Origin of the sequence: Streptomyces sp. NL15-2K, from assembly GCF_030551255.1 — a bacterium.
In the GTDB taxonomy this organism is placed as follows: Bacteria; Actinomycetota; Actinomycetes; order Streptomycetales; family Streptomycetaceae; genus Streptomyces.
Window position 1 is genome coordinate 11527521 of the sequence record NZ_CP130630.1, and the last position, 18686, is coordinate 11546206.

At 72.9% G+C, this 18686-nt stretch carries 13 protein-coding genes and 1 pseudogene; 4 read left to right on the plus strand and 10 right to left on the minus strand.

Translation table 11 applies throughout. The features are described 5' to 3' along the window. Nucleotides 1–3 precede the first annotated feature (3 nt). A complete protein-coding gene (locus Q4V64_RS50365) occupies nucleotides 4–1179 on the minus strand; it encodes a M20/M25/M40 family metallo-hydrolase (RefSeq protein WP_253267439.1) in 1176 nt (391 codons plus the stop codon). Nucleotides 1180–1249: 70 nt separating this feature from the next. Next, on the minus strand, nucleotides 1250–2032 hold the full coding sequence (locus Q4V64_RS50370) for an SDR family oxidoreductase (RefSeq protein WP_124444929.1): 783 nt from the start codon (nucleotides 2030–2032) through the stop codon (nucleotides 1250–1252). A gap of 181 nt (nucleotides 2033–2213) precedes the next feature. Between Q4V64_RS50370 and Q4V64_RS50375 the strand changes: the two genes are divergently transcribed. Continuing rightward, entirely contained in the window at nucleotides 2214–4229 is a 2016-nt protein-coding gene (locus Q4V64_RS50375; protein ID WP_124444930.1) for an NADPH-dependent 2,4-dienoyl-CoA reductase, read from the plus strand. 79 nt (nucleotides 4230–4308) lie between these two features. Further along, the gene (locus tag Q4V64_RS50380; RefSeq protein WP_124444931.1) at nucleotides 4309–4860 is read left to right on the plus strand and encodes a PadR family transcriptional regulator; all 552 of its coding nucleotides are present in this window, start codon (nucleotides 4309–4311) and stop codon (nucleotides 4858–4860) included. On the opposite strand, the gene Q4V64_RS50385 is transcribed toward Q4V64_RS50380, so the two are convergent. The 7 genes and pseudogenes from Q4V64_RS50385 to Q4V64_RS50415 form a co-directional block, all read right to left on the minus strand. Further along, the gene (locus Q4V64_RS50385; RefSeq protein ID WP_124444932.1) at nucleotides 4848–5405 is read right to left on the minus strand and encodes a hypothetical protein; all 558 of its coding nucleotides are present in this window, start codon (nucleotides 5403–5405) and stop codon (nucleotides 4848–4850) included. The two genes, Q4V64_RS50380 and Q4V64_RS50385, sit on opposite strands and share 13 nt — an antisense overlap. Before the next feature lie 188 nt (nucleotides 5406–5593). Further along, nucleotides 5594–5788 (minus strand): annotated as a pseudogene (locus tag Q4V64_RS50390) (fibronectin type III domain-containing protein); the annotation flags it as partial. 327 nt (nucleotides 5789–6115) lie between these two features. Continuing rightward, nucleotides 6116–6526 carry a PTS fructose transporter subunit IIA gene (locus tag Q4V64_RS50395; RefSeq protein ID WP_124444933.1) on the minus strand — a complete coding sequence of 137 codons (411 nt, stop codon included), beginning with the start codon at nucleotides 6524–6526 and terminating at the stop codon, nucleotides 6116–6118. Continuing rightward, nucleotides 6519–7118, minus strand: coding sequence for a dihydroxyacetone kinase subunit DhaL (gene dhaL, locus Q4V64_RS50400; RefSeq protein ID WP_124444934.1), 600 nt, complete (start codon nucleotides 7116–7118; stop codon nucleotides 6519–6521). Before dhaL ends, Q4V64_RS50395 begins: the two co-directional genes overlap by 8 nt. A gap of 46 nt (nucleotides 7119–7164) precedes the next feature. After that, on the minus strand, nucleotides 7165–8157 hold the full coding sequence (gene dhaK / locus Q4V64_RS50405) for a dihydroxyacetone kinase subunit DhaK (RefSeq protein ID WP_124444935.1): 993 nt from the start codon (nucleotides 8155–8157) through the stop codon (nucleotides 7165–7167). Between the two features lie 84 nt (nucleotides 8158–8241). Further along, nucleotides 8242–13176, minus strand: coding sequence for an ATP-binding protein (locus Q4V64_RS50410; RefSeq protein WP_124444936.1), 4935 nt, complete (start codon nucleotides 13174–13176; stop codon nucleotides 8242–8244). A 180-nt stretch (nucleotides 13177–13356) separates the two neighbouring features. Further along, nucleotides 13357–14265 (minus strand): S-4TM family putative pore-forming effector, encoded by a 909-nt coding sequence (locus Q4V64_RS50415; RefSeq protein WP_124444937.1) that lies wholly within the window; start codon nucleotides 14263–14265, stop codon nucleotides 13357–13359. A gap of 384 nt (nucleotides 14266–14649) precedes the next feature. Between Q4V64_RS50415 and Q4V64_RS50420 the strand changes: the two genes are divergently transcribed. Further along, nucleotides 14650–15387, plus strand: a complete 738-nt coding sequence (locus Q4V64_RS50420; RefSeq protein ID WP_124444981.1) for an alpha/beta hydrolase — start codon at nucleotides 14650–14652, stop codon at nucleotides 15385–15387. A gap of 54 nt (nucleotides 15388–15441) precedes the next feature. Here Q4V64_RS50420 and Q4V64_RS50425 read toward each other — a convergent pair whose 3' ends face one another. Continuing rightward, on the minus strand, nucleotides 15442–16587 hold the full coding sequence (locus tag Q4V64_RS50425) for an L-dopachrome tautomerase-related protein (protein WP_124444938.1): 1146 nt from the start codon (nucleotides 16585–16587) through the stop codon (nucleotides 15442–15444). Nucleotides 16588–16945: 358 nt separating this feature from the next. Here Q4V64_RS50425 and Q4V64_RS50430 point away from each other — a divergent pair, with 358 nt between their 5' ends. Further along, nucleotides 16946–18679: a glycoside hydrolase family 15 protein gene (locus Q4V64_RS50430; RefSeq protein WP_124444939.1), complete on the plus strand. Its 1734-nt coding sequence runs from the start codon at nucleotides 16946–16948 to the stop codon at nucleotides 18677–18679. Nucleotides 18680–18686 lie beyond the last annotated feature (7 nt).

Sequence of the window (18686 nt, forward strand, 5' to 3'; positions counted from 1 at the left end):
GCGCTATCCCTCCGCGCCGAGGAGGCTGAGCACGGCACGCCGGTAGACGGCGTGGACGCCGGGCAGGTCCGCGAGGCGGGCGCGTTCGTCCAGGCCGTGCAGTCCCTCGTACCGCACGCCGAAACCCGCGGTGGCCGGGATGCCCTCGCCCGCCAGCAGGTTGCCGATGTTGGACGGCCCGGCGGTCTTCGCCCGCACCGACAGGCCCTCCCGGGCGGCGGCGTCGAGGAGCGCGGCGGCGGGCTGCTCGTCCCCGGCCAGACGGAACGGCGGCCACGCGGCCACCGGAGTGATCGCGGTCGGCCGCGGGGCCGGCCACCGCGCGTCCAACTCGGCCACGACGGTACGGACCAGGCCCTCGGCGGCCCGGGCGTCGAAGGCCGGGGTGGTGCGGATGTCGACGCCCACCTCGCACAGGTCGGGGACCACCGAGAAGCCCTGACCGCCGTGGCAGGAGGTCACCGACAGCTTCGGCGGCAGCGGGAACTCGCCCTCCGCGGCGGGGAGTTCGGCGGCGTCGAGGAGGCCCACGAGACGGGCCGCGCGGGACACCGCGCCCACCGTCGACCGACTCGACCCCGAGTGGCCCGAGGCGCCGTGCACGGCGATCGTCGTCCGCCACAGCCCCCGCCCGCCGACCACGACCTCGTCCAGGCCCGGATAGCCGATCATCACCCCGGCCGGGCGGTGCGCGGCCGGGTCGGCGAGATAGGCACGGGCGCCGCCGAAGCCGCCGGTGTGCTCGTCGACGTCGAGCAGCACGGCGAGCCCGCCGCGCAGCGCGTCCCTGCGCACGTGCAGGTCGGCCGCGATGTGGCAGAACATCGCCGCGGCGAGCTTGGAGTCGGCAGCGCCCCTGCCCCGCAGCCATCCGTCGGCGACATCGCCGCAGGCCGGGCCGAACGACCAGGCCGCCTCGTCGCCGTACGGGGCGGTGTCCACACAGGCGTCCAGCGCCCACCAGCGGCCCGGCCGGCCCCCGGCGACCTCCACCAGCAGGGCGACCGGGGCGCCCGGGTCGTCGTACAGGCGGCGACACGGGAGGTCATGGGCGGCGAGCCAGTCCTCCAGGACGGCGAGTACGGGGCCGTAGTCGTCGATTCCGGCCCGGCTCGGGCGCCGGATCAGTTCCTGGGCGAGTCGTACGACGGAGGCCGTCTGCTCAGGGGTGCCGCTCACATCTCTCCCACGGGGTCGTCGCCAACCGGGCCGTTCTGGACCATACGACGGCCCGGCGGCGCCCCGCGGATCAGCCCTGCCGCACCGGCACCACCACCATCTCGGCGACATTGACGTGCGGCGGCGCCGAGACGGCGAAGGCGACGGCCTCGGCGATGTCCTCGGCGGCCAGGGGGCGCACCTCGGCGCGCAGGCGGGCCAGGGATTCCCGCATGCCGGCATCCCGCATGTCCGTGCCCAGCTCGGTGCCGGTGACTCCCGGTTCGATGTTCTTCACGCGGACACCGCGCGGGCCGAGTTCGGCGCGCAGGTTGCGGGTCAGGTGGGCGATCGCCGCCTTGGTCGCGCAGTACACCGACCAGTTGGGGAACAGGGCGTGGCCGCCCACGGAGCCGATGTGGACGAGGTCCGCCGGGCCGCCGCGGGCGCCCGCCGCGAGCAGGTCGTCGGTGAAGGCCCGGGAGGTGTGCAGCAGGCCGCGCAGGTTGATGTCGATCATGCGGTCCCATTCGCCGGTGTCGGCACGCTCGAAGGGGGCGCCGAGCATGACGCCGGCGTTCGCCACCACCAGGTCGACCGCGCCGAGCGCACCGGTGACGGCGCGGGCGGCCTCCGGAACGGCCTCGGCATCGGTCAGGTCCACAGTGACGGGCAGGACGGTTCCGGCGGCCGTACGGCGCAGCTCGTCGGCCAGCGTCTTGAGACGCTCCTCGCGGCGGCCCAGCAGAGCGACGCTCGCTCCGCCGTCCGGCAGCCGGCGCGCCGTGGCCGCGCCGATCCCGCTGGAGGCACCGGTGACGACCGCCACTCGGCCGGTGAGGGGGTGGTGAAGGGGGTTCTCGGTGTGTGTCATGCCGTCAACGGTGAGGGCTGCCCGGGCGTGGGACCAGGCCGTACCGCCCCTAGGAGAACGGATCGTAGGAGTGACGCGGCTACGTGGCAGGCATCACCCCCCGGTTATGCAACTAGTTGCAAAAGGCGGCCGTGGTCCTCTACAACAAGGGGGCACGACACCGCCACGCACGGAGGGCCCGATGAGCCGTTACCCGCACCTGCTGACCCCGCTCGACCTGGGCTTCACCACGCTGCCCAACCGCGTCCTCATGGGCTCGATGCACGTAGGCCTGGAGGAGGCGGAGCGGGGTTTCGAGCGCATGGCGGAGTTCTTCGCGGCCCGGGCGCGCGGGGGAGTGGGCCTGATCGTCACCGGCGGCATCGCACCCAACGAGGAGGGACGGCCCTACGAGGGCGGGGCCAAGCTCACCTCCGAGGCGGAGGCCGAACAGCACCGGGTCGTCACGCGGGCCGTGCACCGCGAGGGCGGCCGCATCGCGATGCAGATCCTCCACTTCGGCCGGTACGCCTACCACCGTGACCTGGTCGCGCCGAGCCCGGTCCAGGCGCCGATCAGCCCCTTCCCGCCCCGCGAGCTGACCGACGCCGAGGTCGAGCGGACCATCGAGGACTACGCCCGCGCGGCCCGCCTGGCCCGGCAGGCCGGCTACGACGGTGTGGAGATCATGGGCTCCGAGGGCTACCTGATCAACGAGTTCATCGCCGCGCCGACCAACCGTCGCACCGACCGCTGGGGCGGCTCGTACGAGAACCGCATGCGCTTCCCGGTGGAGATCGTCCGGCGCGTGCGCGAGGCCGTCGGCGAGGACTTCATCATCGTCTACCGTCTGTCCATGCTGGACCTCGTCCCCGGCGGCTCGACCCTCGACGAGGTGATCACGCTCGCCCGGGCCGTCGAGGCCGCCGGAGCCACGATCATCAACACCGGCATCGGCTGGCACGAGGCCCGCATTCCCACCATCGCCACCTCCGTGCCGCGCGGCGCCTACACCTGGGTGACGAAGAAGCTGATGGGCGCGGTGTCCGTCCCGTTGGTCACCACCAACCGCATCAACACCCCCGAACTGGCCGAGCAGTTGCTCGCCGACGGCTGCGCCGACATGGTGTCCGTGGCCCGCCCGATGCTCGCGGACCCCGACTTCGTCGCCAAGGCCGCGGCCGGCCGCCCCGAGGCCATCAACACCTGCATCGGCTGCAACCAGGCCTGCCTCGACCACACCTTCAGCGGGCAGATCACCTCCTGCCTGGTCAACCCGCGCGCCTGCCACGAGACCGAACTGGTGCTGTCCCCGACGCGGCTGCGCAAGCGCGTCGCGGTCGTCGGGGCCGGGCCGGCCGGCCTCGCCTGCGCGGTGTCGGCCGCCGAGCGCGGACACCAGGTGACCCTCTACGACGCCGCGAGCGAGATCGGCGGCCAGCTCAACGTCGCCCGCAAGGTGCCCGGCAAGCAGGAGTTCGACGAGACACTGCGCTACTTCCGTCACCAGCTCGACGCGCACGGCGTGGACGTACGGCTGAACACCTGGGCGTCCGTGGACGACCTGGCCGACTACGACGAGGTCGTCGTCGCCACCGGCGTCACCCCGCGCACCCCCGACATCCCCGGAGTCGACCACCCCAGCGTCGTCGGCTACCTCGACGTACTGCGCGACGGCACCCCCGTGGGCGACCGCGTCGCCGTCCTCGGTGCGGGCGGCATCGGCTTCGACGTCGCCGAGTACCTGACCGACGGCGGCGACAAGGCGAGCGAGGACCCGGCGACGTACTTCCGCCAGTGGGGCGTCGACATGGACTACACGACGCCCGGCGGTCTCGCGGCCCCCGAGCGGCCCGCTCCGCCGCGCACCGTCCACCTGCTCCAGCGCAAGACCACCAAGGTCGGCGCGGGCCTAGGCAAGACCACCGGCTGGATCCACCGCGCCGAGCTCAAGCACCGGGGCGTCACGATGGTGCCGGGCGTGCGCTACGACCGTATCGACGACGCCGGACTGCACGTCACCGTCGGCGACGAGAGCACGGTCCTGCCGGTCGACACCGTCGTGCTGTGCACAGGACAGGAACCGCGCCGGGACCTGTACGACGAACTGGTCGCCGCAGGCCGCAGCGCGCACCTCATCGGCGGTGCCGACGTCGCCGCCGAACTGGACGCCAAGCGCGCCATCAAGCAGGGCACCGAGCTGGCAGCGGCTCTGTAGGGCCCAGGGGCCGTTGCGAAAAGTGGCGCCTGCCGCGCGACGCCCAACGGCCCCTGGGCGCGTCCCTAGGATTGCCTCCATGTCACTCCCGCACGCGATCCTCACTGCCCTGCTCGAGAAGCCGTCGTCGGGGCTCGAGCTGACCCGCCGGTTCGACAGGTCGATCGGTTACTTCTGGTCGGCGACGCATCAGCAGATCTATCGCGAGCTGGGAAAACTGGAGGCCGAGGGCTACATCCGCACCCTGCCGTCCGAGCAGCCGACGCGCGGGCAGAAGAAGAGCTACGAGGTCCTGCCCGCGGGCCGCGCCGAACTCGCCCGCTGGAGCGCGGCCTCCCAGGACCCCAAGCCGCTGCGCGACGTGCTGCTGCTGCGGCTGCGGGCGGCGGCCGTGGTCGGGACCGAGGGTATCGAGGCCGACCTGCGCCGCCATCTGGAGCTGCACCGGCGGCAGCTGGCCGAGTACGAGGAGATCCAGGAGCGCGACTTCCCGCCGGACAAGGACAGCCCGCAGGACCGGCTGCGGCACCTCGTGCTGCGGGCCGGCATCGACCTGGAGACCTCCTGGACGCGGTGGCTCACGCACGCCCTCGACGAGTTCGCCGAGCTGCCCGCCGATCAGAGCCGGTAGGGCTTCGAGCGGCGGCGCAGGAACCAGGCCGTGGCCGCGATACCCGTGACCACCAGACCCCCGCCGACCGCCAGCGTGAGCGTGCCGTAGTCCTTCGTGGTACCGCCCATCCCGCCCATGACACCGCGCGTCGGCGAGGCCGTGGCCGTGGCCGTGGCCGTGGCCGAGATCGAGGGAGTGGTGGGCGGGGAGACGATCACCGACTGCCTGCCCGCCGTCGACCCGTCCCTGTTGCAGATCACGACGACGGTGTACGTACCGGGACTCACGTTGGACCAGAGAGCCGACTGGCTGGCGTTGGTGCCGGACAGATCGGCCTGGCGGCCCTGGGCGAAGCTCGTCTGGCCGCTGCTGAGCAGGGAAGCCCTGCCGAAGCCGTTGTTGCCGCTGGTGCACGCGCTGGTGGTGACCGAGACGGTGGACCCGGTGGTGCTCACGGAGATCCCGGTCTGGGCGGTGGCCGGTCCGGCCGCCGGAACGAGCGGCAGCGCGGCGGCGGCTGCCACGGTCAGGCCGGATCGGAGGAAGAGCGATGAGTTGCGCATGGGACTGCCCTCCGGCGGCACGGTTGGCGGTACATCCCTTGCGCCGCCGAGGATCGGGGAACGCCCGTGCTGCCACAGGGGCAGCCAACGTCTTCACGGCCCGGATCGCATGCGGACCGCACCCGGTCAGGTGACGGCTTCCACCCTCCGGCGGGGCGCGCCACGCCTCACGGCCGCCCGTCACCGCCGAGGTGGTACGCCCCGTCGGCGCGGCGGGTGGTCGCGCGGAAGCCGGTGGGGGCGGTGTCCCGGCCGTCGTCGGTGCCCGCGGCGGTGAGGCGGACGGGGCCACCGGCGGGCGAGAGGCTGTCCGCCGCGTCGCGGGCCCGGACGGTGAAGACGTAGCGGGTGCCCGGCCGCAGCCCCGTGACCACGGCCGCCGTTCCCGGACGGCATGGACGGCAATGGTCCGGACCAATATGCCCCTGCTGGCGTGATCGCATCAAGGGGACGGTCGTTGGTGGCCGCTCGCCGGGGTTACGTATGCTGAAGCTCCTGACGGCTGAACTCTCCTTGAAGCCAGGGGAGTTCAGTTCAGGAGCGCGGGTCGCTGTCGTCGCTGATCCCGCGCCGGCGCGGGCGGCCGGAGGGCCGGAGTCCTTGGCGGGACTCAGCCCCCCGGTCCCCGTCGGAAGGTCGGGAATGTGCCGGAAGGTCGGGAATGCGCCCGTCCGGCCCGGCAAATCGTACGCCCGCCGTCCTCGCCCGCGTCACACCTTCCGGTACGCGTACGCCTCCGCGGCCGCCGCCTCCACCGCCGCGAGGTCGGCTCCCGTCGCCGCCGTGACGACCGCGGCCACCGCACCCTCGACGAACGGGGCGTCCACCAGGCGTGTGTGGGCCGGGAGTTCGCCGCCCTCCGCGAGCAGCGCCTTCACGGTGAGCACGGCGCTGCCGAGGTCGGTGAGCACGGCGACGCCCGCACCCCGGTCCACGGAGGCGGCCGCGGCGGCGATCAGTTCCGCGCTCGTACCGAGCCCGCCGCCCTCGGTGCCACCCGCGGGGGCCACGGGCACCGAAGTGCCGCCGCCCGCGAGCCCTTTCGCCAGCGCGGCCACCGACGCGGCGACCTCAGCGCTGTGCGACACCAGCACGATCCCGACCAGCTTCTCGTCACTCACCGGCCGCCTCCGCGAGCCCCGCGATCAGCAGCGCCGCCGACGTGGCGCCCGGATCCTGGTGCCCGATGCTCCGCTCCCCGAGATAGCTCGCCCGGCCCTTGCGGGCCTGCAACGGCGTGGTCGCCAGGGCGCCTTCCTCCGCGGCGGCCCGGGCCGCGGTGAAACCGTCGCCGAGCGCCTCGACGGCCGGCACGAGGGCGTCGATCATCGTCTTGTCGCCCGGCGCGGCACCGCCGAGCGTCATGACCGCGTCCACCCCCGCGCGCAGCGCCTCGGCCAACTGCTCCTCACCGACCTCGTCGGCCTCCCCGAGCGCCTTGCCCGTGCGGCGCAGCAACGTCCCGTACAGCGGCCCCGACGCACCGCCGACCGTCGAGATGAGCTGTCGCCCGGCCAGCGTGAGAACCGCGCCGGGCGTGTCGGGCGCCTCCTTCTCCAACGTCGCGATCACCGCGGTGAAACCGCGCTGCAGATTGCTGCCGTGGTCGGCGTCCCCGATGGGCGAGTCGAGGGCGGTGAGGTGTTCCGCCTCGCGGTCGACGGACGCGGCGGTCGCCGTCATCCAACGGCGGAAGAAGTCGGCGTCGAGCACTGGATCTCCTTGCGTGGTCGGTACGTTGTGATCGCTGCCCGCCCGTTCACATCCCCCAACGCAGTCCCGGTGTCTTCACCGGCGCGTCCCACAGACGCAGCAGCTCCTCGTCGATCTGGCACAGGGAGACCGAGGCGCCGGCCATGTCGAGCGAGGTGACGTAGTTGCCGACGAGGGTGCGGGCGACGGCGACACCGCGCTCGGCGAGCACCCGCTGCACCTCGGCGTTGAAGCCGTACAGCTCCAGCAGCGGGGTTCCGCCCATGCCGTTGACCAGGACCAGAACGGGGTTGCGCGGGCTGATGTCGTCCAGGATCGCGCCGAGGGCGAAGTCGGCGATCTCGTGGGAGGTCATCATCGGCCGCCGCTCCCTGCCGGGCTCGCCGTGGATGCCGATGCCCAACTCCAGCTCGCCGGGCGGCAGATCGAAGGTGGGGCTGCCCTTGGCAGGCGTGGTGCACGCGCTGAGCGCGATCCCGAAGCTGCGCGAATTCTCATTCACCTGCCGGGCCACCGCCTCCACCCGCTCCAGTGGCTGCCCCTCCTCGGCCGCCGCCCCCGCGATCTTCTCCACGAACAGTGTGGCGCCCGTGCCGCGCCGCCCGGCCGTGTAGAGGCTGTCGGTGACCGCCACGTCGTCGTCGACCAGCACCTTGGCGACCTGGACGCCCTCGTCCTCGGCGAGTTCGGCCGCCATGTCGAAGTTGAGCACGTCACCCGTGTAGTTCTTCACGATGAACAGCACACCGGCCCCGCTGTCCACGGCAGCCGCCGCCCGCACCATCTGGTCGGGCACCGGCGATGTGAACACCTCGCCGGGGCAGGCCGCCGAGAGCATGCCGGGCCCCACGAACCCACCGTGCAGCGGCTCGTGCCCCGAACCGCCGCCGGAGATCAGGCCGACTTTTCCGGGGACGGGAGCGTCCCGCCGTACGATCACCCGGTTGTCCACATCGACGGTCAACTCGGGATGGGCGGCCGCCATGCCGCGCAGCGCGTCCGCGACGACGATCTCGGGGACGTTGATCAGCATCTTCATGGGGTACCTCCGGGTAAGACGAGCAGATCAGGCTCTGACGTGCGGATCGGTGGTTTCGAAGCCTCCTCTGGGAAGTATCGATCCTCAGCGAGCGTGGGTCACGTCCAGGGGCGGCAGCCAGCGCCGGCGGCTGCCCTCGGTGCGCAGGAGGGTACCGACGCGTACCGTCTCGCGGACCGTGTCGGGCCACGGGCTGCTGTCGGCGATGGCCAGCAGGTACGCGGCCGGTTCGTCGGTGCGCTTGCGGATGCTGGTCCGGATCAGCACGCGCAGCAGTTCCTCGGGGCCTTCCCAGGAGCCCTCGATGAGCTGCTTCCACTGATCGGGCGTGGCCCGTTCGACGAGGCGCGAGATCGGGCTGTACCAGCGCTGGGACAGTGAGGTCACCTTGCCCGTGGACAGCGTGCGCAGTCTCCCGGCAGCCGCGTTGACCAGGTCGACCGCATCCTGGGGCGCGGCTTCGACGAGGCGTTCGAGGAACCGCCCGAGCACCGTCACGTCGTCGACCTGCGTGGCGGTCGCCAGGTGGCGCATCGCGCTGGAACGTGCCTGGGCGACCCGCTCCGGCGTGTCCAGCGCGTGGTGGCGGCACACCAGGCCCGTCAGGCATCGGCGGGCCACCGCCTGCACCTCCTCGTGCCATTGCCTGCCCGGCCCGGTACGGCCCTGCGCGTACTCGGCACGGGTGAAGCCGCGCAGGGTGCCCTCCACTTGTCGCCACTCCGGCGTGTCGAGCGAGCCGTTCGGGCTGTGGTCGACGACGGTCTCGACCAGCAGCAGCGCGGCCCTGAGGTGATGCGGGTGCCCGCCCCCGGCCAGGATCTCGTCGAGCCGGGCGGCGCTCGGCGGCCTGAGGACACCCCGGACGACGAGTCTGCCGCGCAGATGGAAGGCCTTCTGGGCGTTCTGCGCGCCGTAGTCGCGGGTCCAGGTGACGTCGCACAGCCGTTCCAGCGTGTGGGCATGGCGGTGCAGAGCGGCGGTGAGCCGACGGTCGACGTCCGCTCCGGGGCGCCGCAGCGCCTCGTTCAGCCAGCCCGGATCCAGCCGGGGGTCGATGGTTCCCCCGGCGAGCAGCTCGTCCAGCAGCTCGGGGTGTTCGGGCACCAGCCGTTGCAGGCAGCGCGCGACTCTCTGGTCCGTCTCCGCCACGCCCGTCCCCCGGGCGAGTCCCTTGACGTCGCCCTTCTTCGCCCGGTCGGCCCGCCACAGCCGCAGAGCCCTTCGTGCCTGCGGGTGTCCCGCTGCCGCGGCGGCGACCAGCAGAGTGACGGTACTCGGGTCGGTCAGCCAGATCCGGCGCAGCCTCTCCTCTGTGTCCTGGTCCGTTCGGTCCGTGGCGTCCTGCGGCCAGGCCTCGGCGACCAGCCGGGCCGTGGTGGCCACATCCAGGTCGCGGCTCCACGTGTGTGCCGCCAGCAGGTGCGCGGAGTCGGCGGTGGCGGGCCGGTCGAGCGCCCGCAGGTTCTGGGCCAGCCAGCTGCGGACCGTGGCCGTGGCGGCCGGTTCCGGGCCCAGGACACGGCTCGACGCAAGGTCGCCGCCGATCGTGTCGCCGGCACCCTGCGCGGCGGTCAGCAACGGCAGCAGCAGACTGTCGGTGAGCAGCGTCATCGATTCACGGCCTGCGACGCCCTCCACCACTGCGAGCAACTGCCGGACCTCGTCTGCGGATGCCTGGAGCGCGAGTTCCCCCACGGCGCGCACCTGTGGGTACGACAGGAACTCCTCGGGACGCCGAACCGCGGAGGTCAGGACGGCTGCCGGCGAGGGCGGCCGACCGCGGCTCAGCCAGCTGCTCGCCATCAACCGGCCCAGGGCCGCCTGGAGTTCGACGCCGACCTTGTTGCGCGGGCGGCCACGGCCCCAGCGATGGCGGACGACCGGTCGCACCGCCGGGTAGGGCCGCTCCGGCCAGTCCTGCCGCCGGGCCGCCAACCGCAGACAGCGGGCCATGGGAAGCAGGTCGCGGTGGGGATCCGTCATCAGCGTGCGCAGCCGAGGCCACACCCAGTCGGGGTACTTCGGCGCGAGCGCCTCCAGCACGGGCAGGAACTTGTAGATCTCCGAGTTGTGCAGGGTCAGCAGCCAGGCCCACAGGCATTGCCCAGGAGCGCAGCGGGTGCCGCGGCAGGCACCCTTGCCGGACACCGAGGACGGGCAGGTCCGGTCGATGACCGAGATCACGCTCTCGGGCAGGCTCTCCGCGAACCAGCTCAGGGCGAAGAGCAGCGGCTGTCGCAGCTCGGTGTGGCCACCGCGCCACATACCGAGCAGCTCTTCGACGATCCGCCCGCGGTCCCGGTGACAGGTCGTGGGCAGCGCCTCCAGATAGATCTTGGCCAGTACGGGAGGCAGGGCGGCGACCACCGGAGTGAAGCGCCGGCGCAGTTCGGCGTCGGGAGCCGGCAGCCGGGCGTAGACGCGCATCTGCATGGCCCGCAGCCCGTGCAGGTCGGGCGAGCCGTCCCAGGTCTCGTCGAGCAGGCGGGTCAGCAGCGCCGTGCACGCCTGGGCGGCCCGGCCGCCTGCCCGGCCGGCCTGGACGAGTGCCTGCTCGGCGACGGCGAGGCGGAACTGGTCGTCGGGGTGCTCCTTCAGCCAGTCGATCAGCAGGCCGAGGTGGGACGTGCCGTCGGGGGCGGCCGTCCGGGAGAGCCGTCGGCCGGCCGCGTACTCGAACAGGGTCTGGTGGAAATAGGAGTACCGCTCCGCCGCACCGGCACCCTGACGTTCGACCACACCGCGCGCCACGAGCCCCTGGAGGTCGTCGGCCAACCCGGGGTTCCGGGAGCGGCTGCGCAGACCGGTGCTCACCTCCGTGGCCGAGAGGTCCACCCGTCCTTCCTCCAGCATCAGCTGGGCCATCTCCTCGCCGGCCTCGGAGAGGTCGGGCGGGCGTACCGCGCCCGCCAGGGGAACGTCCCCCGCCCGCTGGTCCCGGCCGACGCGGTGGGTCCAGTACAGGTCGTACAGGGTCGTGGCGTCGATCTCCTCCACCATGGGCGGCTTGGGAGCGAAGGTCTCGAACAGCATGCGCAGCGTCAGGGGCGCCCGGCACACCTCACGCATCGGCAGCCCCCGCACCGCCGCCTTCGCGACCGTACGGCACACCTCGTCCACGGAGACCTCGGGCTCTCCCTCGTAGAAGTACCGGGCGTGGGAGCGGATGGCCGCTTCCTGTTCGCGTGGGCTGTACGGGCCGAGTGTCCTGCGCTCCAGAGCGAAGTCCTTCAGGTACGGGTGGAGGACGCGCGCCTCCTGCTCCCGGCAGGTCATCAGGACCCGCACGGAGTGCTCAGCGGCGGTGGTGAGCAGTTCCTGCAGCAGGACCAGGCCGGCGGTGTCGGAGACCAGCAGGTCGGCGGTGTCGAAGAGGAAGACGGCCGGGCCCGGCAGGGAACGGCACGCCGCGCGCACGGTCTCCAGGGTGAGTCCGGCGCCGGGCACGGTGTTCCACAGGTCGCCGGCCCTCAGGAAGTAGGGCCGCGGCCCTGCGGGGGACGCGGCGAGCTCGCGGTGGAGCCGCCACAGCAGCGTCGTCTTTCCGGTGCCCGGCGCACCGGTCACGCACGCCGAACGGCCCTTGTCCAGCACATCGAGGAGCGACCATTCCAGTTCCCTGGGGACGGCGAGCGCGGTCAGGTCCAGGGGCCGCGCGTCGGCGCCGGAAGCACCCTGGTGCCCGGCGGCGACGACGGCGGTACGGCTGTAGGCCTCGAGCCGGCGGAGTTCCTCGGGCTGGTCCGGGGCGGCACGGCCGGCAGGGACGCGGCCCGGTGCCGGGGCGGTTCGCGCGCAGCGCCGGTCCTGCGGCTCGGGTGCGCCGGGTGCCGGCTGTGGGCCGGCCGGCGCCGCGACCGGTACTCCGGTGGGGCGCGGACCGTCCGCGTACCGTCTCAGCAGTTCGCCGCCGGCGTGCGCCGCCAGCCGGAAGTACCACCACCGTCCGGCGTCTCCCACGTTCTCGTACGTGCTGAACCGCAGCCCGGTGGCCAGCAGGGAGAGCAGGAACTGCGGGGCCCATACGTCGTACAAGCCGCCGTCGGCGGCTTCGGCGCAGGTCTTCAGCACCGCCCGCACCAGGCGGCTCGTCGCCGGCACGATCCGGTCCAGGAGGTCCTCGCGGGGACACACCAGATAGCGCAGCAGGGCATCGCCCTCCCTCGCCGACTGGGTCCGGACCTCCGGGGCCAGGGCGGACAGGAGCAGCATCGCCACGTCCCGGGAGAGCGGGGCGTCCTCCGAGAACGTCGCCAGGTCGATGAGCTGGAACTCCTCGTACCGAGCGCTGCCTTCCCGATGCGGCACCATGACGTTGTGCAGGTGGAGGTCGCCGTGCGCCCGCCCCCGTACGACGTAGAGCTCCGGGTCGGGCAGCCCGGCGCCGCCCGTGGCCATCGCCAGGGGATTCGGCAGGTCCAGGTCGTCGACGCGGATCCACGGCGTGTGCGCCTCCAGCCCCTCGATCCGCGAGCCGTACGCGAGTGCCGAGCCGCCTGAGGAGACGAGCGCGCCGATTTCGTCGCGCAGCAGCTCCGTGACGGTCAGCGGGACGGCCTCGCCGCCGCCCAGGCCGTTGTTCCACTCCGTCAGCAGCCACTTCGTGAGATACCCGCAGGCGCCCGGCAGTACGTCCGCCCCAAGGCCCGCCATCGTGTGCACGTCGTGCAGGCTGCCGCCCGCGGGGGACTGGAACGTCAGCATGCGGCCGCCCTCCACCGGCCACGTCCAGTGCAGCCGAGCCACGCGGGCGGGCGCCGTCCGCTCGGCCCGGGCGTGGGTCTGCCCCTCGTCCCGCTGGCCGGAGGCGGACACCTTGACCACCACGACGCCCGGACCGGGGATGACCAGGACGGCGGTCAGCAGGGCTCCGCTGGCGCTCGCCCCGGACGGCCGCCACGGGGGCCGGACAGGCCTGACCGTGCCGCCGTGTCCTCCGTTGCGAGCCCAGTCCACCAGGGCGCGAGAGGCCGGCACGTCGTCGAACAGATCCTTGAGGGCGTCCTCGATCTCCACCGTGCCTTCCCCTGTCCGCGACCCGTCCGCGCCCGGCGCCGCGCTCGGCCCGGTCCGCGGAGGTGTCCCGGGCTCCAGGCCGGCTCGAGCCGGTGCTGACGGTACATCAGTCTGCCAGGCCGGCGTTGCCGGGGCGTCGTGATCCTTACGGCCGTGCTGTCGTGCCAACAGGCAGCGGAATCAGCCGGGTTGGGGCGTCCTGCGTCCCACCAGAGCCTGCAGGTCGTTCATCGCGGCCTGGAAATCGGCTCGGTCCGTGCTCTTGAAGTGCCGGAAGAACCAGTCCGGCACGCGTGTGTACCGCTGCCGGGACTGGAAGATCACGTCTTGGACCTGCCGCGCGAACGCCAGCAGGGCGGCGGTGTCACCGCCGGCGGTGACCCTGGCCTCCAGCAGTTCCATCACCCGCTCCCGCTCCGCGGCCACCTGCCACTGCGTCCGGCACACGTCCAGGCCCATCATCACCGCGCCGAGTGAGGGCAGGTACCAGAGCAGCACCAGGTCGAGCACGCTCATACGCGCCGAGAGACCGACCACGAGTCCCGCACCCAGCCACACCAGCATCGCCGTCAGCACGGTCCGGGCGTAGCGACGGCGGACCCGGGCGCCCCAGCCGAGGTTCTGCTGCTGACAGGCGAGCACGTCGTAGGGATGCGGCAGTTCGGGTATCTCGTAGTAGTCACGCAGTTCCGCCTCGGCGCCCCGGAAGCGACGGCTGAGGCTGCTGACCTGCTGCGGGGCGGGCGGGGTGCCGGCGAATGCGCTGTTCCACTCCAGCCGGAACAGCCGGACGTCGAACAACTCCTGGAGCAGCGCCGCGCGACGGGCCTCGCTGCTCTCCCACGAGGTCAGGCCGACGGAGTACGCCACGGCCCAGAGTCCACCGAGCACCGTCACGGAGACGGTGAGTCCGGGAAGCAGGGCGGTGGCGAGTCCGGCGACGGCCAGCAGCAGCGAGACACCCATCCGGGCGTTGGCAAGGCGCTGGGCCCTGCTGTGGGAGACGGCCATGGCGCGCAGCCGGTGCCGGGCCGCCTCGGCGTTCTGTTCCGACAGGATGCGGGAGCCCTCGATCGGCTCACTGCCCATGACGTCCCCCTCGTCCTCGGCTGTGTCTCCCACTGTGCCTGTCGGTCCGGCGGGTGTACACAGGGCGTGATTCGCCTGCCCGCTCACGCACACACGGGGACCTACCCGAGAGGCATACCGGTGACCGACCTGTTCCGCACCGACCTAGGGCCTGTGTCGAAAGTGGCGCCTGCCGGGCGGCGCCCGGCACGCTCCCCCACTGCCTCAAGGGCGTGGGAGGTGCCCCCACTCGCCGCACCGGGCGAAAGCCCAAGTACATCCGGTCCATCGACGGGGCCTTCCGCCCGGCACGCCGAGAGCACGCACCGGACGCCGCCCGGCCCGCCCTTCGGGCGGACGACGCCACTTTCGACACAGGCCCTCGGCCCGTCCGACGCCCCCGCCCTGCTGCTGGTGCACGGCTGGGGCGGTGACGGCAGGGAGTGGTCGGCGCACGCCGAGACACTGGCCGGGCGGTTCCGGGTGGTGGTACCCGACCTGCGCGGGCACGGCCGCTCCCCGGTGCCCGCGGAGGGCAACACGCCGGTGGTGATGGCCGACGACCTGGCCGCGCTGACGGGCGCGCTCGGCACCGGCCCCGTGGTCGCCGTGGGGCACTCCATGGGCGGCCAGGTGGTCAACCTGCTGGCCGTCCGGCATCCGCACGCCGTACGGTCGGTCATCGCCCTTGACCCCGCCCACGGCGCGCACGGCGAGGAGGCCGAGGACATCCCCGCCCGGCTCGCCGACTACCGTGCGCACGGCTCCCGCGCGGCGGCCGCCTTCGTGTCCGCCGCTTTCGGGCCGGACGCTCCGGCCGGGCTGCGCACCGCCCATGTCCGCACCATGCTCGGCACCCCCGATCACGTCATCGCCCAGGCGTACGCGGGCATGTACACCGACCCCGGTGCCGTCGGCATCCGTCCGCACAGCGAGGCATACCTGCGCCGTCGCCCCCGGCCCGCGCTGACGGTGTGGACCTCGGCCGAGGCCGCGGCGTGGGAACGCGGCACCCTGCACGTGCCCGGTTCCCGAGTCGACCACTGGCACGATTCGGGCCACTACCTGCACGAGGAGCACCCCCGGCGCACGATCCGGCTCGTGGAGGACTGGGCGTCGGTGACGGACGGCGGCACGCAATAGGCATGACGGACGATCAGGGTGGCCGGCGCCCGGGGGACCACGACGGCCTACGGCTCACACGAGTCGTACCGGCCCGGTGTCGATCGGCACGCGCACCAGCAGATAGGGCTTGCGGCGCAGGTCGTGGCCCTCGTGGTGGTCGGCCTGCCGGTTGAGCTGGTTGGCGATCGCGTACAGGTGGCGGTCGGAGGCGACGGAGAGGGTGTCGACCCAGATCAGGTCGGGCCCCTGAGCGAGGGTTTCGTAGGTGCCGTCCGGGTTCCTGCGCCAGATGGTGTTGTGCTCCAGGTCGCCGCCGTAGATCCGCCCCTTGTCGTCGCTCTCCAGACCGTCGGCCATCGGCTTGTACCCGAGGTCCTCGACCGTCGCGGCCACCTCGGCCTGAGATGCGTCCGGGTCGGCGACGGCGTCGGTGGACACGCTGTGCAGGCGGCGGCTGGACAGCGGGCAGTAGAAGAGGCGCTTGCCGTCGGCGCTGATGGCGATTCCGTCGGAGCCGACCTCGAAGCGCGTGGGTTCGCCGTCCGCCGGTCGGTTCATGAAGGGTTCGCCCTCGATGACCGGGAGGAAGCCGTCGTCCGGGAGCGCCGAGGGGTGGCCGGTCAGTCGGCGCCAGGAGCGGCCTGTGGCGAGGTCGACCACGACGACGCCGTTCGAGCCGGACGAGTCGGTGACGAACGCCATGCCCTCGGCCCCGCGCCGCAGGTCGAAGCGCACGTCGTTGGGGTAGCTGTCGGACGGCACCACCTCGGGCGGGAAGAGGATCTTCCGTACGATCCGGTCGGTGCGCAGGTCGACCGCCACGAGTTTGGGGCCGCCGTAGGAGGATTCGGCCATCAGCGGGCTTCCGGTGTCGAGGATCCACAGCCGGTCGGCCGGGTCGACGACGACGCTCTGCACCGACTGTAAGTGGCCGGCCAGGTCCGAGGGGTCTTCGCGGTTCACCTCCGCGTCGGGGTAGGCGACCGGCTTTCCGCCGCGGAGCTCGGCGACGGTGAAGGGGACGTCGTCGCCCCAGCGGGGGAAGTTGACGAAGACGCGGCCGCGGCGGGAGACGGTGACGCCTGTCGGCATCGCGCCCCAGAAGCGGGCGGCGACCTCGTGGTCTCCGGCTGTCCGCCCGGTGGCACGGGCGTGTCCGGTGAGTGGGGCGGCGGCCAGCGACGTCGTGGTCGCGGTGAGGAATGTACGTCGTTTCATTGAGCGCCTCCTTGGGGGTCAAGTCGCCTGAGGGTGCTGCGAGTTGCCGTATCACCTCGGCGTGTGGGGGATCGGCCGGACGGCACCGTGACCGGTGGTGGTGAGCGCTGTGGCCACTGTCGCATACCGAGCCGAGGGCCAGGTGCCGTGGCCGGCGGTCGATGCCGCCCTGCTCGTGCTCACCCTCGGCTGACCTCGGGCTCCGGTCGGCGATCACGGACCGGAGCGTGCCGGGCGCCGACCGTGGTCAAACCGCAGGAGTCCCAGGCCATCGTCCGCAATCTTTGGGTACTCGTACGTCCCGATGCCCGTCACCGCGGCCACCGCGCCGGATGGGCCGGACAGGAGGTCGGCACCCATGCGCACAGCCTTCCCGCCCCACGCGCTGCACGACTACGCGCTGCTGGCCGACGGGGAGCGCGGCGCGCTGATCGGGCCCGACGGGGCGATCAGCTGGCTGTGCTCGCCCACCTGGCACGACGCGGCGGTCTTCGCCGCCCTCGTCGGCGGCGCGGGCGTCTACGCCGTCACCCCGGAAGGCCGGCACGTCTTCGGCGGCTACTACGAAGAGGGCACGATGATCTGGCGCAGCCGGTGGGTCACCGACGACGGCATCGTGGAGTGCCGGGAGGCACTCGCCTACCCCGGCGACGTAGGCCGCCTCGTCCTGCTGCGGCAGCTGCGGGCCGTGGACGGGCCCACACGCTTCTCCGTCGTCCTCGACCCGCACGGCGGATACGGCGGCGATCCGATCGACTCCGTCCGACGCGGCGACGACGGCGTGTGGGAGCTGCGCACCGGCGATCACCGCCTGCGCTGGCAGGGAGCCCCGCACGCCGTCGCCGGCGAACAGGGCCTGCGGGCCGACATCGCGCTGAAGGCCGGCGAGCGGCACGACCTCGTCCTGGAGTGCGCCGTCTCCGAGCTGCCCGCCGACCTCCCGCGGGCCGACCAGACCTGGGCCGCCACCGAGGCCGCCTGGCGGCAGGCGGTTCCGGCGCTGAAGGACACCATCGCCGCGGGGGACGCACGCCGGTCCTACGCCGTGCTGCGCGGGCTGACCACGCGCGGCGGCGGCATGGTCGCGTCCGCCACCACCAGCCTGCCCGAGCGAGCCGAGGAGGGCCGCAACTACGACTACCGGTACGTGTGGATCCGCGACCAGAGCTTCGCCGGGCAGGCCGCGGCCGCCGCCGGTGCCCACGACCTCCTGGACGCCGCCGTCGGCTTCGTCGCCGCACGGCTGCACGCCGACGGGCCCCGGCTGGCCCCCGCCTACACCGTGCACGGCAGCCCCGTCCCCGACCAGCGCGACCTCGAACTGCCCGGCTACCCGGGCGGCTTCGACCGCGTCGGCAACCGGGTGCGCGCACAGTTCCAGCTCGACTGCTTCGGCGAGGCCCTGCTGCTGTTCGCCGCCGCCGCACGCCTCGACCGGCTCGACGAGCACCACTGGCAGGCGGTCGATCTCGCGGTGCGCGCGATCGGTGAACGCTGGCGTGAACCGGACGCCGGCATCTGGGAGTTGAGCAAGCGGCTGTGGACCCACAGCAGGCTCATCTGCGTCGCCGGCCTGCGGGCCGTGGTCGACGTGGCGCCCCGCCACCCGCGCGCCGTGACCTGCACCCGACTGGCCGACATGATCCTCGGCGCCACCGCGCGCAGCAGCGTCCACCCCGACGGACACTGGCAGCGCACCCCCGACGACCCGGCGGTGGACGCCGCCCTGCTGCTGCCCGCCGTACGCGGCGCGCTGTCCGCCAGTGACGTCCGCACCCGCGCCACCCTCGCCACCTGCCGCCGCGAACTGACGCAGGACTACTTCATCTACCGCTTCCGCCACGACGACCGCCCGCTGGAAGACGCCGAGGGCGCCTTCCTGCTGTGCGGGTTCGTCATGGCCCTTGCCGAACACCAGCAGGGCCGCACCGTCGAGGCGTACCGCTGGTTCGAGCGCAACCGGGGCGCCGGCGGCGGAGCGGGCCTGTACGCCGAGGAGTTCGACGTCGCCCAGCGCCAACTGCGCGGCAATCTCCCGCAGGCCTTCGTCCACGCCCTGCTGCTGGAAGGGTCCGTCCGCCTCGGTGAGTGACCCCTTC